The following is a 12,780-nucleotide window of genomic DNA, read 5'->3' on the forward strand; positions in this document are numbered from 1 at the left end:
GCGGCCCGCCGGCCATGCTGCACAGCGAATCTCCCGCCGCCCGCCTCGAACTGCTCTCTCCGGCGCGCACCGCCGACATCGGCATCGAGGCGGTCAACCACGGCGCCGACGCGGTCTACATCGGCGGCCCGGCCTTCGGCGCGCGCGCCGGCGCGGGCAATCCGCTCGGCGAGATCGAACGTCTGGCGCGCCACGCGCACCGCTTCGACGCACGCGTGTTCGTCACCCTCAACACCATCCTGCGCGACGACGAACTGGAAGAAGCCCGCCGTGCCGCCTGGGCGGCCTACGAGCTGGGCGCCGACGCGCTGATCGTGCAGGACATGGGCCTGCTCGAAGTCGACCTGCCGCCCATCCAGCTGCACGCCAGCACGCAGACCGACATCCGCACGCCGGAAAAGGCTCGCTTCCTGCAGGACGTGGGCTTCTCGCAGATCGTCCTGGCGCGCGAACTCACCCTGAAGCAGATCCAGGCCGTGCGCGCAGCGCTCGACCCCGCGCGCTGCGCCATCGAATTCTTCATCCACGGCGCGCTGTGCGTGGCCTACAGCGGGCAGTGCTACATCAGCCATGCGCACACCGGGCGCAGCGCCAACCGCGGCGACTGTTCGCAGGCCTGTCGGCTGCCCTACAACGTGCTCGACGGCCAGGGCCGCGTGGTGGCGCATCAAAGCCACGTGCTGTCGATGAAGGACAACGACCAGTCCGCCAACCTCGCCACGCTGATCGACGCCGGCGTGCGCAGCTTCAAGATCGAAGGGCGCTACAAGGACATGGGCTACGTGAAGAACCTCACCGCCCATTACCGCCGCCTGCTCGACCGCCTGCTGGAACAGCGCCCGGAACTGGCACGCGCCTCCAGCGGACACAGCGTCCACCACTTCACCCCCGACCCGCAGCGCAGCTACAACCGGGGCGCCACCGACTACTTCGTCAACGGCCGCCAGGCCGACATCGGCGCCTTCGACGCGCCAACCTGGGCCGGCCTGCCGGTGGGCCACGTCACCTGCGTGAGCCGCGACGCCTTCGAGCTGGAGGGCGATGCCGCGCTGGCCAACGGCGACGGGCTGACCTATTTCGACCTGCAGCGCGAGCTGATCGGCTTTCGCGCCAACAAGGTGGAACGGGTTGCCGACGGACGCTGGCGCGTCTGGCCGGCCGACGGCATGGCCCGTCTGAAGGATCTGCGCGCCGGCATGGAAATCTCGCGCAATACCGACACCGCCTGGGACCGCCTGCTGGCCGGACGCTCCGCCGAGCGGCGCATCGACGTGGCGATGCACCTCGCCGAGCACCCCGACGGCCTGCAACTGGCCCTCACCGACGCCGACGGATACCGCGCGGAGGCCGTGCTGGCGCGCGCATTCGAACCCGCGCGCGACCCGCAGCGCGCCGCCGAGGCGCTGCGTGCCGGGCTGGACCGCCTGGGCAACACCATTTTCGCCGCCACGCGCATCGACATCGACCTGCCGCGCCCGTGGTTCGTGCCCGCCGGCGCGCTCAACGCCCTGCGCCGCGAGGCGGTCGAGCGCCTGGAAGCCGCGCGCGCCGCGGCCTTCCGGCCCCTGCCGCGCGCGCAGCCGGTTTCCCCGCCTCCGCAATACCCGGAAGACGGCCTGAGCTATCTGGCCAACGTGTTCAACCACAAGGCGCGCGACTTCTACGCCCGCCACGGCGTGCGGGTCATCGAGGCGGCCTACGAGAGCCACGAGGAAGCCGGCGAGGTCAGCCTGATGATCACCCGGCACTGCGTACGCTACAGCCTCAGCCTGTGCCCGAAGCAGACCGCCGGGGTGATCGGCGTGGCCGGCACCATCCGCGCCGAGCCGCTGGTGCTGGTCAACGGCAGCGAGCGCCTGACCCTGCGCTTCGACTGCAAGCCCTGTGAGATGCACGTGGTCGGCCGCATCAAGAAGAGCGTGCTCAGGCAGGCCGCCGCCACGCCGCTGCAGTTCTACCGCGCCCGGCCACCGGTCTCTGGCGCCACCACCACCGAACCCGGACATTCATGAAACCGATTCCGCTGATTCTTGCCGGCGTGGCCGCGATCATCCTGGCGCCGCTGCTCTACCTGCCCTTCGCCGATACCAGCGAGGCCCCGCCGCCCGGTTCGCTGCCCTGGCAGATCGAGGTACACGAGGACGGCGCCACCGAAGTGTTCGGCTTCGTGCTCGGCCGCAGCACGCTGGGCGAAGCCCAGACGCGTTTCGGCAAGGATCTGGAGATCGCCGTGGTCACGCCCAGTGGCGGGCGTGGTTCGCTGGAAGCCTTCAACGGCGACGCCAGGGCCGGCTTCATCACCGGCAAGCTGGTGCTCACCGCCGATCTGCCGCAGGAACGCGTGGATGCCATGCGCGAACGCGCCGTGCGCAGCGCCTACATGGACAGCAGCACGCGCAAGGCCACGCTGCACGCCGACGATCTGGCCGCGGCGCTGGACGCGCCGATCGGCGCGATCACCTTCATTCCCACCGCCGACCTGGACGAGGAAGTCATCCTCGCGCGCTTCGGCCGGCCGGCCGAGCGGCTGGCCAGCGCGGACCACCTGCAACACTTTCTGTACCCCGAGCACGGGCTGGAAGTGACCCTCGACAGCCGCGGCAAGGAAATCCTGCAATACGTCGCGCCGCGCGACTTCGAACGCCTGCGCGCGCCGCTGCTCGAAGCCGCGGACGCCCCCGCCGCCGAAGCTCAGTAATGCGGCGGGATCTCGTCCTGCGGGCCGAGCGGCGGGCCGCCGCGCGCGGACAGGTCGCGTAGCTGTTCGCCCAGGCGCAGCAGTTGCGCCTGCAGGCGCTCGATCTCGCGCTGCTGGCGATACACCGTGGTGTTCAACGCGTCGAGCAGGTCTTCCGCCTCGGCCTGGCGGCATTCCAGGTCGGTCAGGCGCTTGTCGGTTTCGTGCTCAGGATTCATCGTCGGCCTCTTCTTGCGCCGTGGCCGGCGCGGCACTGGCGGCCGCCAGCATGGCCGCGCGGCTTTCCGGAGTCTCCAGGCTGATGCGCCCGAGCGCGCCGGAGCGGAAATCGGTGAGCAGGATGTTGGCGGCCTTTTCCAGATCCAGCCCGCCGCCGCGCACCAGGCAGCCGCGCTTGCGCGCCACTTCCTCGACCACCGCGTGGCCGTCGACCGGCGGCGCCTTCAGCTTGTAGCGCGCCACCAGCGCAGCGGGATAGCGCGCCAGCAGCAGGTCGCCGAGCACCGCCGCGACTTCCTCGTCGATCACCGCGTTGCGGCCGATGGCGTGGCAGGCGGCCAGCATGAAGCCATCGGCATCGTGGGCGATCTTCGGCCACATCATCCCCGGCGTGTCGGTCAGCGTCATGTGTCCGCCCAGATCCAGGGTCTGCTGCGACTTGGTCACCGCCGGCTCGTCGCCCACCTTGGCGACGCGGCGGTTGAGCAGCGCGTTCATCAGCGTGGATTTGCCCACGTTGGGAATGCCCATGATCATCAGCCGCAGCGGCTTGGTGCCGTCCGTGCGGTGCGGCGCGAGGGCCTGGGCGAGCCTGGGCACGCGCGCCACGTCGCCCGGCTTCTTGCACGACAGCGCCACCGCGCGCACGCCGGGCTGGCGTTCGTACCAGGCCAGCCAGGCACGCGTGGCCTCGGGATCGGCCAGATCGGTCTTGTTGAGGATCTTCAGGCACGGGCGCTGACGGAATTCGCGCAGTTCGCGGATCATCGGGTTGCAGCTGGCCTCGGGGATGCGCGCGTCGAGCACTTCGATGACCACGTCGGTGCACGCCATGTTCTCGGCGGCCTTCTTGCGCGCCGAAGTCATGTGACCGGGGAACCACTGGATGGGCATGAGTGAACCTGGGGAGCCGTCTGCGGGGCGCCATTATCGCAGCAATGCGCGCGGACGCGGCAGCCGCGCGGGAATCAGTGCAGCGTGCCCAGACAGCGCAACTCCCCGATGGGTGCGGGGCGGCCGAACAGGTAGCCCTGGAAGGCATCGCAGCCGTGCTCGATGAGGAAGTCGCGCTGTGCCTCGGTCTCCACCCCCTCGGCGATCACGTGCAGGCCCAGCGTCTGCCCCAGCGCGATGACGGTGCGGGCGATGGCCGCGTCGTTGGCGTCGCTCAGCACGTCGCGCACGAAGGAGCGGTCGATCTTGATCTGGTCGAGCGGCAGGCGCTTCAGGTAGGACAGCGAGGAATAGCCGGTGCCGAAGTCGTCCAGCGAGAAGCCCACGCCGTGCGCCTTCAGCCGCCCGATGCGCTCCACGGTCTCCTCCACGTCCTCCAGCAGCAGGCTTTCGGTGAGTTCGATCTTGAGCTGCGCCGCCTCGATGCCGCTGCGCTCGATCACGCCCAGCACCGCCTCGACGAAATCCGGATGGCGGAACTGCCGCGCGCTGACGTTCACCGCCACGCCCAGCGGACGCCCGCACACCGGCTTACAGGCGGCCAGCTCCGCGCACGCGGTTTCCAGCACCCACTGGCCGAGCGGCAGGATCAGCCCGGTGGATTCGGCCAGCGCGATGAACTCGCCCGGCGGCACCAGCCCGCGCTGCGGATGCTGCCAGCGCACCAGCGCCTCCATGCCGATCAATGCGCCCCCGGCATCGAACTGCGGCTGATAGTGCAGGATGAATTCGCCCTGGCGCAGGCCCTGGCGCATCTCGGCCTCCAGCGCGGAATTCGCCGCCACCAGGGTCTGCATGGCCGGATCGAAGAAGCGCAGCGTGTTGCGGCCGGCGCCCTTGGCCTGGTACATGGCCAGATCGGCACGCTTGAGCAGATCCTCCACGCGCGTTTCCCGATCGCCGAACAGCGCCACGCCGATGCTCGGCGTGCCGTGGTATTCCTGCCCATCGACCATGTAGGGCAGATTCAGCAGGGCCAGGATCTTCTCGCCGATCTGCTCGGCCTGCGTGGCGGCCTCTTCCGGGCGGGCGCCCAGCCCTTCCAGCATGATCACGAATTCGTCGCCGCCCAGGCGCGCCACCGTGTCGTCCAGGCGCACCGACTGGCGCAGGCGGTCGGCCACCAGGCGCAGCAGGGTGTCGCCGCAGTCGTGCCCGCGCGTGTCGTTGAGCGTCTTGAAGTTGTCCAGATCGATGAACAGCAGCGCGCCCTGCGCGCCCGTGCGTGCGCACAGGGCCAGCGCGTGGCGCAGGCGGTCCATCAGCAGGCGGCGGTTGGGCAGTCCGGTGAGCGAATCGTAGAAGGCCAGGTGCTTGATCTCGTCCTCGGCCAGCCGGCGGCGCGTCACGTCGTGCGTGTAGCCATGCCACAGCAGGCTGCCGTCGGCCTCGCGGCGCGGCGTGCCGTGGCTGCTCAGCCAGCTTTCCACGCCGTCCAGGATCACGCGGTATTCGACCTGGCGGGGCTGCATGTCGCGCGCCGACTCGCGCAGGAGTTCGATCACGCGCGGGCGGTCTTCCGGGTGCATCGCCGAGAAGATCACGCCGCCGTCCGCCGCCGCGGCCTCGGGCGAGACGCCGAACAGTTCGCGCAGCCCCTGGCTGGCGTATGGGAAGCAGGAATGCCCATCCGGCCACTCGCGGTACTGGAAGATGACCCCGGGCATGTTGTCGGTGATCCGCTCCAGGCGCTCGCGCAGTTCGCGCTGCGCCACCTCGGCGGCCTGCAGGGCCAGGTCGCGCTTTTCCAGTTCGCGGATGTTGCGCTGCTGGCGCACCAGCAGCACGCCGAGCGCCATGCCCAGCCCGCCCAGCATCACGATCATTGCCGACACGGTGTTGCGCAGGCGGTCCAGGTCGGCGCGCTGCGTCACCGCCTGTCCGATGGACGCCTCGAACACCCGGCCGTTGAGTGCCCGCAGGCGCTCGCGCAGCGCACCGAAACGTTCCGCCCACGCCGCCAGGGACGCCGCGTCCGGCTGCGGATCGCGCAGGGTCTCGTCCACGCCGGCCAGCGCCGCCCCCAGATCGCGATGCAGTTCCGCCACGCCCGGCAGTTGCAGTCCGGCGTACAGGTCGCGGTTGTCGCGCTGGCGCAGGATCAGCAGATCGAGCGCGAAGGCCAGACGCTCGCGCCGGGCGGCATCGATCTCCAGCGCGCCGAGGCGCAGTTCCGTCTCCAGCCGGCCGACCTCTTCGAGCAGCACGGCGAAACTGCGCTCCTTGTGCAGCGCATCGAGCGGCAGCGCGTTCTCGATGCGCGACACCTTGGTCCATAGGTGCACCACGCTGGCGGCCACGAGCACCAGCACCAGACCGGTCAACAGCTTGAAGCGGCGGCGCCACAGGCGCGTGGCCATGCTCATCGGGCATTCATTCGGCGACCGCCTCGATGCGGGCGAGCATCCATATCCAGCGCAGGCGATACACGGCGTCGTGCAGTGCGCCGTCCATCTCGCGCGGATAGATGATGCGCAGCGGCCCCTTGTCGCGCCGGGCCATCGCCCCGCCGTCCCGCCGGCTGGCGAGCAGCACTGGCCAGGTCACCCAGTCCGCGCGCGGAATCACCTGCGAGAAACCGTCCTGCGCCACCAGTCGCACGGCGGCGGCCTCGGCCAGCCCGGCATCGCGCAGCAGCGCGGACAGCAGCACGCCCTGATAGGTACCGTCGTCGCCCGGCCAGAAGGTGGAGGTGGTGAGTTCCCAGGTGCCCAGCGCCTCCAGATCCGCCATGCTGTAGCGCTGCGTCGCGCCGTCCGGCGCGACGGTGCTGAGCACCTGCGGGCCGGCGGGGAACGCGGGCAAGGTCACCGGATACGGCGCGCCCGCCGGCGCGGCCCGCACGGCGGACACGAACAGGAACAGCGCGGCGAACGCCGCGAGGGCGTGGCGGAGACGCTTCATTTTTTTGTTCCGGCTTTTCCCGGTTGGGGTCGATCTGCCCGGCATCGGCCGGGGGGTGTCCGCCGATACTACCTTAGGCTTAGTCACGGCAACAGCGGGGCAGTTGTAACCATACGGGAACGCCGCCGCGCGTGCCGGGCGGACGGCCATCGCGGTACAATTCTCGCCCTTTGCCGTCCCGCGGAGCGCGCCATGTCCGTCGCCCAGACCGAAAACCTCAACATCCTCGCCGTTGACCACATGCCCTCGCCCGAGGAGATCAAGGCCCGCGTGCCGCTCACCGACGCCGCCGCGGCCGCCGTGCTGGCCGGACGCCGGGCGCTGGCCGACATCCTCGACCGCAAGGACGGCCGCCTGTTCGTCGTCGTCGGCCCCTGCTCCATCCACGACCCGGTGGCCGGGCTGGATTACGCCCGCCGCCTGAAGAAACTCGCCGACGAGGTCAGCGACACGCTGGTGCTGGTGATGCGCGTGTATTTCGAGAAGCCGCGCACCGCCACGGGCTGGAAGGGTTTCATCAACGATCCGCACATGGACGACTCCTTCCGCATCGACGAAGGCATGGAAAAGGCCCGCCGCTTCCTGCTCGACGTCTGCGAGGTCGGCCTGCCCACCGCCACCGAGGCGCTCGACCCCATCGCCCCGCAGTACTACGGCGACCTGATCGCGTGGACCGCCATCGGCGCGCGCACCTCCGAATCGCAGACCCACCGCGAGATGGCCTCCGGCCTGTCCACCCCGGTGGGCTTCAAGAACGCCACCGACGGCGATCTGGAAGTGGCGGTCAACGCCATCATCTCCGCCTCGCGCCCGCACAGCTTCCTGGGCATCAGCGGCAAGGGCCAGTCGGCCGTCCTGCGCACGCGCGGCAACCGCCTGGGCCACGTGGTGCTGCGCGGCGGCGGCGGCCGGCCGAACTACGATACGGTATCCATCTCGCTGGCCGAACAGGCGCTCGCCAAGGCCAAGCTGCCGGTGAACATCGTGGTCGACTGTTCACACGCCAACTCGTGGAAGAAACCCGAATTCCAACCGCTGGTGATGAAGGACGTGATCCACCAGGTGCGCGACGGCAACCGCTCGGTGGTCGGCCTGATGATCGAGAGCTTCATCGAGGCCGGCAACCAGCCGATTCCCGCCGACCTCACGCAGTTGCGCTACGGCTGCTCGGTCACCGATGCCTGCGTGAGCTGGGAGACCACCGAAGAGATGATCCGCGACGCCGCCGCCGTGCTGCGCGCCGCGCCCCGCCGCCAAGGAAGCCCCGCATGAATCTGGTCGTACAGGGCACGCGGGTCGATCCCGCCACCCTGCGGGCGCTGGCCGCGCTCACCGAGGCCGGCGCCACCGAGGAGATCGCCCCGAACGCCTGGCGGCTGACCGATGCCCGTGCGCATGCCGAAGTCGAAGCGCTGTGCGCGCGCGCCGCGCTGGACTTCGCCTGGGTGCCGGCCGGCCGCCGGCTGGCCGATTTCGGCCTGTTCGTCACCGACATGGATTCCACGCTGATCAACATCGAGTGCATCGACGAGATCGCCGACCTGCACGGCGTGAAGACCGAGGTGGCGGCGATCACCGAAGCGGCCATGCGCGGCGAACTGGACTTCCGTGCATCGCTCGCGCGCCGCGTGGCCCTGCTTGCCGGCCTGCCGGTGGACGCGCTGGAACGGGTGTACGCGGAGCGCCTGCGCCTCAACCCCGGCGCCGAACGCCTGCTGCGCGAACTGAAGAACGCCGGCCTGCGCACCATCCTGGTGTCCGGCGGGTTCACCTACTTCACCGACCGCCTGAAGACCCGCCTGGGTTTCGACGAAACCTGGGCCAACGAACTGGAAGTGGCCAACGGCCGCCTCACCGGCCGGATCGCCGGCCCGATCATCGACGCCGCCGCCAAGGCCGCCCACCTGACGCACGCGCGCGACGCGCTGGGCCTGCGCGCCGGGCAGACCATCGCCGTGGGCGACGGCGCTAACGACCTGCCGATGCTGCGCGAGGCCGGCTTCGGCGTGGCCTACCGCGCCAAGCCGGTATTGCGCGAGATGGCCGACTGCCGCCTGGACCACAGCGGCCTGGACGGCATCCTCAACGTGCTGGCCTGAACGCCGGCCGCCTCTCACTCGCCGACCGACTACCTCTTCCGGGGTACTCCCCCGCCCGCCTTGCCACGCTTCGGGCGGCTATCGATAATCGAGGCAGGTCCGCAGCGCCACGGCCCTCCGCCCCTTCCAGCAACCATCTCCAACAACCACCGGCGCGCGCGCCACACGATCCTGGCATGAAGGTCATCCCCATCCAGCAGGCGGGCTCCCTGCCCACCCTACCGGCCCACAGCACCCGCGAACCGGGAGAAGGTCCGCTGCGCGACCGGCGCGGCCGCGCGGTGCGCGATCTGCGCATCTCGGTGACCGACCGCTGCAACTTCCGCTGCATCTACTGTATGCCGCGCGCGGTATTCGACCAGGACTACCCTTTCCTGCCGCGCGCCGACCTGCTCAGCTTCGAGGAAATCGCCCGCGTGGCGAAGCGCTTCGTCGCCCGCGGCGTGCGCAAGATCCGCATCACCGGCGGCGAACCGCTGCTGCGCAAGCACATCGACCGGCTGATCGGCATGCTGGCCGAACTGGACGGCGTGGAAATCACCTTGACCACCAACGGCGTGCTGCTGCCCAAGCTCGCCCGCCCGCTTGCCGAGGCCGGCCTGCACCGCATCACGGTCAGCCTGGACTCGCTCGACGACGCCACCTTCCGCCGCATGAACGACGCCGACTTCTCGGTGCAGCGCGTGCTGGAAGGCATCGACGCGGCCGACGCCGCCGGGCTCAAGCCGATCAAGATCAACATGGTGGTCAAGCGCGGCACCAACGACCACGGCATCGTGGACATGGCCCGCCACTTTCGCGGCAGCGGGCACATCGTGCGCTTCATCGAATTCATGGACGTGGGCGCGTCCAACGGCTGGAAGATGGACGAGGTGCTGCCCTCGGCCGACGTGGTGCGGCGCATCCACGACGTCTTTCCGCTGCTGCCGGCGGACCCCAACTACACCGGCGAGGTCGCCGAGCGCTGGCGCTACGCCGACGGCAAGGGCGAGATCGGCGTGATCTCCTCGGTCACCCAGGCCTTCTGTGCGTCCTGTACACGCATCCGGCTGTCCACCGAGGGGCAGTTGTACACCTGTCTGTTCGCCCAGCAGGGCCACGACCTGCGCACCCTGCTGCGCAACGGCGCCGACGACGCCATGCTGGACACCGCCATCGCCCAGGTGTGGCGGCAGCGCGAGGACCGCTACTCTGAAATCCGCTCTGCCCACACCACCGGGCAGCGCAGGATCGAGATGTCCTACATCGGCGGCTGAGCCCCCTCGCCGCCTTCTTCCTCCTGCGCCGGTTCCTCCAGCCGTGCCGATTCGATGCGCTGGAAATGCGCGCTGATCTTGCGGCTGGAAATCTGCACTTCCTGCACGTCGCGCCCGGCCTGCTCGATGTGGCGCGCCAGCGCGTTCATGCGCTCGTCGAAGCGCTGGAAATCCTTCGCCAGCTTGCCCAGCGCGTCCTGGATCACGTGGATCTGGCGGCGCGTCTCCACGTCCTTGAGCACCGCGCGCGCGGTGTTCAGCACCGCCATCAGCGTGGTCGGCGAGACGATCCACACCCGACGCGCCTGCGCGTACTCGATGACTTCCGCGTGGTAGGCATGCACCTCGGCGAACACCGCCTCGGCGGGCAGGAACAGCACCGCGCCATCGGAGGTGACGCCGGGCAGGATGTACTTGGCGGCGATGGCATCCACGTGGCGGCGCAGGTCCGCGCGGAAAGCGGCCTGCGCGGCGCGGCGGTCGGCCTCGGCCAGTGCACCGTCGAGCATGCGGTGGTAGTTTTCCAGCGGAAACTTGGCATCCACCGCCACGTTGCCGGTGGGCGGCGGCAGCTTCAGCAGGCAGTCCACCCGCGTGCCGTTGGGCAGCGTGGCCTGAAACTCGCGCGCCTCGGGCGGCAGCGCGTTGCGCACCAGCGCCTCCAGTTGCACCTCGCCGAAGGCACCGCGCGCCTTCTTGTCGCCCAGCAGCTCCTGCAGGCTGACCACGTTGCGGGTCAGCCCGTCGATTTTCTTCTGCGCCTCGTCGATGGTCGCCAGGCGGGCCATCACGCTGGCGAAGGTCTCGTTGGTCTTGCGGAAGCCCTCGTCCAGGCGCTGGTTGACCTGCCCGCCGATGGCCTCCAGGCGCTCATTGACCGTGCGGGTGAGCGTCTCGATGTGCGCGCCGAGCTGGGTGCCCGCGTGGCGCAGGCCGCTTTCCAGCAGTTCGCGGTCGGCGCGCGCGTGTTCGGAAAGAGACTTCAGCGTCTGCCCGAGCAGATCGGCACGCATGCGCTCCAGCCCGTTGAGCGTGCGCGCGTTGTGCTCCGCCAAGCGCAAGGCCACTTCCTCGCGCTGCACCGCATGGCGCTCGCCCAGTTCGGCGCGCAGCGCTCCCAGCAGTTCGGCAAGCCGCGCATCCTGGCGCGCGGCCAGCACTTCCGGCAGTTCGCGCGCCAGGCGCGCGACACGCAACGCGGACCACACCGCCAGAACCAGCAGCGCCACGCAAACCGCCGCGACAACGGCCGGCACCCAGGGAAACTCTAGCGGCACAACGAACTCCCGACGCAAATCATGCGCGATTATAACGATTGGGGTATCGTTGAACGCCCCGCCAGAACTGCCCGCCCAGTCCGCATCACGATGTCCCGACCACCCAACGCCCCCATCGTCGATTTCGCCACGCTGCACGCCTCCACACGCCGCAGCGGCGACCGTCTGGAACTGGACTGGGCCGACTACACGCTGACCAGCCACCTGCAACCCATCGTCAGCTTCAGCCACCGCAGCGTGGTAGGCTACGAAGGCCTGGTGCGCGCCCGCGCGGCGGACGGCACCCCGATACCGCCCCCCGTGCTGCTGCGCGAAGCGGACAACGCCGCCGAACTGGTCAGCCTGGACCGCAGCTGCCGCTACCTGCACATCGGCCAGGCCACCGCCTACGGACTGGACGGCTACCTGTTCCTCAACATGCACCCGCTGGCCTTCTCCAGCATCGGCGCCACCGACGGCACCCGCTTCATCGGTGCCATCCGCGAAACCTTCCACCTGCCGCCCGAGCGCATCGTCATCGAAATCACCGAAGACGTGCTCACCGACGACTCGTCCTTCGAATCCAGCGTGCATTACCTGCGCGAACTCGGCCTGCGCATCGCGCTGGACGACTTCGGCGCCGGGCATTCCAACTTCGACCGCGTATGGCGGCTGAAACCGGAAATCGTCAAGCTCGACCGCGACTTCGCCGTGCGCGCCGCCGACGACGAAGCCGCCCGCCGCCTGCTCCCGCAGATCGTCGAACTGCTGCACGAAGCCGGCTCGCTGGTCCTGCTGGAAGGCATCGAAACCGCCGAGCAGGCGCGCATCGCCATGGCCGCCGACGTGGATTTCGCCCAGGGCTACTTCTTCGGCCGCCCCAGCGGCGAACGTCCCGAGCCGCGGCCCACCGTCGCCGCCATCGACGCCGTCTGGGCCGCCTACGACACCTCGCAGGCCGACGACACCCTGCACTACCGCGAGCGCATCGCCCCCTACGTCAATGCCATCGGCCATGCCGCCACGCTGCTGGCCAGCAGGCGTCCGCAGGAAGAAGCGCTGGAACTCTTCCTGCACCAGCCCCAGGCGCTGCGCTGCTACCTGCTGGACGAGCAAGGCTTCCAGATCAGCCGCAACATCCCCGCCCACGGCGAACCGCCTGCCGAAGGCGTCGTGCCGCACGGCGACAACTCCGCCCACTCGCGCTGGTCGCGCCGCCCCTACTTCCGCCGCGCCATGGAAACCCCCGGCCGGGTCTGCATCACCCGCCCCTACCTGTGCATCTCCAGTGCGGTGCTGTGCGTGACGGTATCGATCTGCGTGCAGATCGGCGGGCAGAAGCGCGTGCTGTGCGGGGATGTGGCCTGGGCCTGAGCCTGGCCTGACGCACCGCA

The 12,780-nt window shown here is 69.7% G+C and carries 11 protein-coding genes; 6 read left to right on the forward strand and 5 right to left on the reverse strand.

Annotated features, from left to right (window positions below; translation table 11 throughout):
• The first annotated feature begins 14 nt into the window (after positions 1-14).
• Positions 15-2,012, forward strand: coding sequence for a peptidase U32 family protein (locus E6C76_RS05630; RefSeq protein ID WP_136347589.1), 1,998 nt, complete (start codon positions 15-17; stop codon positions 2,010-2,012).
• Positions 2,009-2,698 carry a hypothetical protein gene (locus tag E6C76_RS05635; protein ID WP_136347273.1) on the forward strand — a complete coding sequence of 230 codons (690 nt, stop codon included), beginning with the start codon at positions 2,009-2,011 and terminating at the stop codon, positions 2,696-2,698. Before E6C76_RS05630 ends, E6C76_RS05635 begins: the two co-directional genes overlap by 4 nt.
• Here the strand turns inward: E6C76_RS05635 and E6C76_RS05640 are convergent.
• The 4 genes from E6C76_RS05640 to E6C76_RS05655 all read right to left on the reverse strand — a co-directional run bounded on the left by E6C76_RS05640 (position 2,692) and on the right by E6C76_RS05655 (position 6,775).
• Positions 2,692-2,916: a SlyX family protein gene (locus E6C76_RS05640; RefSeq protein WP_136347274.1), complete on the reverse strand. Its 225-nt coding sequence runs from the start codon at positions 2,914-2,916 to the stop codon at positions 2,692-2,694. The two genes, E6C76_RS05635 and E6C76_RS05640, sit on opposite strands and share 7 nt — an antisense overlap.
• Positions 2,906-3,811 carry a ribosome biogenesis GTPase YlqF gene (ylqF, locus tag E6C76_RS05645; protein WP_136347275.1) on the reverse strand — a complete coding sequence of 302 codons (906 nt, stop codon included), beginning with the start codon at positions 3,809-3,811 and terminating at the stop codon, positions 2,906-2,908. Before ylqF ends, E6C76_RS05640 begins: the two co-directional genes overlap by 11 nt.
• Before the next feature lie 74 nt (positions 3,812-3,885).
• On the reverse strand, positions 3,886-6,237 hold the full coding sequence (locus E6C76_RS05650; RefSeq protein WP_136347276.1) for a putative bifunctional diguanylate cyclase/phosphodiesterase: 2,352 nt from the start codon (positions 6,235-6,237) through the stop codon (positions 3,886-3,888).
• Positions 6,238-6,244: 7 nt separating this feature from the next.
• Positions 6,245-6,775, reverse strand: coding sequence for a molybdopterin-dependent oxidoreductase (locus tag E6C76_RS05655; RefSeq protein ID WP_136347277.1), 531 nt, complete (start codon positions 6,773-6,775; stop codon positions 6,245-6,247).
• Positions 6,776-6,967: 192 nt separating this feature from the next.
• Here E6C76_RS05655 and E6C76_RS05660 point away from each other — a divergent pair, with 192 nt between their 5' ends.
• The 3 genes from E6C76_RS05660 to moaA all read left to right on the forward strand — a co-directional run bounded on the left by E6C76_RS05660 (position 6,968) and on the right by moaA (position 10,130).
• Positions 6,968-8,047: a 3-deoxy-7-phosphoheptulonate synthase gene (locus E6C76_RS05660; RefSeq protein ID WP_136347278.1), complete on the forward strand. Its 1,080-nt coding sequence runs from the start codon at positions 6,968-6,970 to the stop codon at positions 8,045-8,047.
• The gene (gene serB / locus E6C76_RS05665) at positions 8,044-8,874 is read left to right on the forward strand and encodes a phosphoserine phosphatase SerB (protein WP_136347279.1); all 831 of its coding nucleotides are present in this window, start codon (positions 8,044-8,046) and stop codon (positions 8,872-8,874) included. The genes E6C76_RS05660 and serB overlap by 4 nt, the downstream gene beginning before the upstream one ends.
• Before the next feature lie 176 nt (positions 8,875-9,050).
• Entirely contained in the window at positions 9,051-10,130 is a 1,080-nt protein-coding gene (moaA, locus tag E6C76_RS05670) for a GTP 3',8-cyclase MoaA (RefSeq protein WP_136347280.1), read from the forward strand.
• On the opposite strand, the gene E6C76_RS05675 is transcribed toward moaA, so the two are convergent.
• Entirely contained in the window at positions 10,115-11,359 is a 1,245-nt protein-coding gene (locus E6C76_RS05675; protein WP_230976166.1) for a DNA recombination protein RmuC, read from the reverse strand. The two genes, moaA and E6C76_RS05675, sit on opposite strands and share 16 nt — an antisense overlap.
• 138 nt (positions 11,360-11,497) lie before the next feature.
• On the opposite strand from E6C76_RS05675, the gene E6C76_RS05680 reads away from it, so the two are divergent.
• A complete protein-coding gene (locus tag E6C76_RS05680) occupies positions 11,498-12,760 on the forward strand; it encodes an EAL domain-containing protein (RefSeq protein ID WP_168734254.1) in 1,263 nt (420 codons plus the stop codon).
• The last annotated feature ends 20 nt before the right edge of the window (positions 12,761-12,780 follow it).

The organism is Pseudothauera nasutitermitis (assembly GCF_004801295.1).
GTDB classification, from domain to species: domain Bacteria; phylum Pseudomonadota; class Gammaproteobacteria; order Burkholderiales; family Rhodocyclaceae; genus Pseudothauera; species Pseudothauera nasutitermitis.

Coding starts and splice junctions, on each gene's coding strand:
- E6C76_RS05630 (WP_136347589.1), top strand. CDS start 15: ATGCTGCACAGCGAATCTCCCGCCGCCCGCCTCGAACTGCTCTCTCCG.
- E6C76_RS05635 (WP_136347273.1), top strand. CDS start 2,009: ATGAAACCGATTCCGCTGATTCTTGCCGGCGTGGCCGCGATCATCCTG.
- E6C76_RS05640 (WP_136347274.1), bottom strand. CDS start 2,916: ATGAATCCTGAGCACGAAACCGACAAGCGCCTGACCGACCTGGAATGC.
- ylqF (WP_136347275.1), bottom strand. CDS start 3,811: ATGCCCATCCAGTGGTTCCCCGGTCACATGACTTCGGCGCGCAAGAAG.
- E6C76_RS05650 (WP_136347276.1), bottom strand. CDS start 6,237: ATGAGCATGGCCACGCGCCTGTGGCGCCGCCGCTTCAAGCTGTTGACC.
- E6C76_RS05655 (WP_136347277.1), bottom strand. CDS start 6,775: ATGAAGCGTCTCCGCCACGCCCTCGCGGCGTTCGCCGCGCTGTTCCTG.
- E6C76_RS05660 (WP_136347278.1), top strand. CDS start 6,968: ATGTCCGTCGCCCAGACCGAAAACCTCAACATCCTCGCCGTTGACCAC.
- serB (WP_136347279.1), top strand. CDS start 8,044: ATGAATCTGGTCGTACAGGGCACGCGGGTCGATCCCGCCACCCTGCGG.
- moaA (WP_136347280.1), top strand. CDS start 9,051: ATGAAGGTCATCCCCATCCAGCAGGCGGGCTCCCTGCCCACCCTACCG.
- E6C76_RS05680 (WP_168734254.1), top strand. CDS start 11,498: ATGTCCCGACCACCCAACGCCCCCATCGTCGATTTCGCCACGCTGCAC.